This is a genomic window from bacterium, assembly GCA_036524115.1.
In the GTDB taxonomy this organism is placed as follows: domain Bacteria; phylum JAUVQV01; class JAUVQV01; order JAUVQV01; family DATDCY01; genus DATDCY01.
In genome coordinates this window covers 1-1,576 of record DATDCY010000314.1, presented here as the reverse complement: position 1 = coordinate 1,576, position 1,576 = coordinate 1, and the positions used below count along the sequence as shown (strand labels likewise).

Here is a 1,576-nt window from a genome sequence, read left to right as displayed (position 1 = left end):
CTGCCGGTGGCCGGCGGCACCCCGGGGCAGGAGTGGGCGGCGCGGGCGCTCGCCGGCATCATCGAGGACCAGCTCGGCGCGCTCGGCGGCGTGCGCCTGGTCACGGGCGCGCCGCGCGAGGAGGCGCTGCGCGAGCTGTCCTCGAGCGAGACGGTCGAGGCCGGGCGCTTCCAGGAGATCTGCCGCACGGCCGGCGCCGACTTCGCCGTGTTCGGAGGCAGCACGCTCGCCGAGGCGCACCTTGCCCTCGAGCTGCGGGTGTTCGACGTCACGGCCGGGCGGGAGGTCGAGGCGTTCCGCGGCACGGAGCCCCTCGGCCGCGCCTTCCCGCTCGCCGCGGCCGCCGTCAGGTACCTGGCTGCCGCGGCCGGCCTCGCGCTGACCGAGGCCGACGAGGCGCGCCTGGCGCGGGTGCCGACGGTCTCGCTCGAGGCCTATGCCGCCTACCGGGCGGCGCTGCGCGAGGAGAAGCCCGCCGACCGCATCGAGAAGCTGCGCGGCGTCCTCGAGGTCGACCCGCGCTTCGCCGACGCGGCCCAGCGCCTCGGTGTCGAGCTGTTCCGCGGCGGCGACGCGGCGGCGGCGCAGGCGGCGCTCGAGCAGGCGATCGGGATCGACCCGAACGTGGCCGAGTCGCACAACAACCTCGGCGTGGTGCTGGCGTCGCTGGGGAAGGCCGAGCAGGCGCAGCGCGCGTTCGAGCGCGCGGTGGCGCTCAGGGCCGGCTACGCGGAGGCGCGGCTGAACCTGGCGCGGGTGCTCGAGGAGCGGGGAAGCCTGGCGGGGGCCGAGGCGCAGTACACCGCCGTGCTGGACGCCGACGCCACGAACGACAAGGCGCGCTTCGGGCTCGCGGTCCTCTACGACCGCACCTCGCGCCCCGAGCTGGCGCTCAAGGAGTTCCGGCTGCTCTCCTCGCGCCGCCCCGACCTGGCGGAGGCCGAGTTCATCAAGGCCGGGCAGGACGCGCGCAAGGCCCGCGAGTACGCCCGCGCCGCCAAGTACTTCCAGCGGGCCGCGGACATCAACCCGCAGCGCTCGGACGTCTGGGCCGAGATGGGGACGAACAGCTATCTCGCGGGCGAGCACGCGCAGGCGGCGGAGTTCTTCCGCAAGGCGCTCGCGATCGAACCGGGGAAGGGGGCGTACCACTACTACCTCGGCCTTGCGCTCGCCCGCGGGGGCCGGCAGACGGAGGCGCTGGCGGCCTTTCGGCGCGCCGTCGAGCTTGGCGGCCCCTCCGAGGCGCGGCTCGCCCTCGCGCGTGCGGCGCTCGATGCGGGGGACGCGGCGCTGGCCGTGGAGGAGCTCAATCGCCTGCTCGCGGCCGACCCGGGCAACGCGGAGGCCAAGACGCTGCTGGCGCAGGCCACGGCGGAGCTCGAGGGGCGCCGTCGCCTCGTCGAGGAGCAGGGGCGGTTCGCGAACCAGCGGCTCGAGCGGCTCGAACAGGTGCTCGCCGACGTCAACCGCGCCAACCGCGCGCTGGAGTCGCGGGCGGCCGCCTGGGCGCAGGAGCGCCGCGCCCTCGAGGAGGAGGCGGCCCGCCTGCGCGAGGAGGCCGGGCGCGCGCGGG

At 76.6% G+C, this 1,576-nt stretch carries 1 protein-coding gene; it reads left to right on the top strand.

Annotated elements, in window-relative coordinates:
• Positions 1-1,576 (top strand): tetratricopeptide repeat protein (locus VI078_14855; GenBank protein HEY6000563.1); only part of this gene is annotated, 1,576 nt, incomplete at both ends.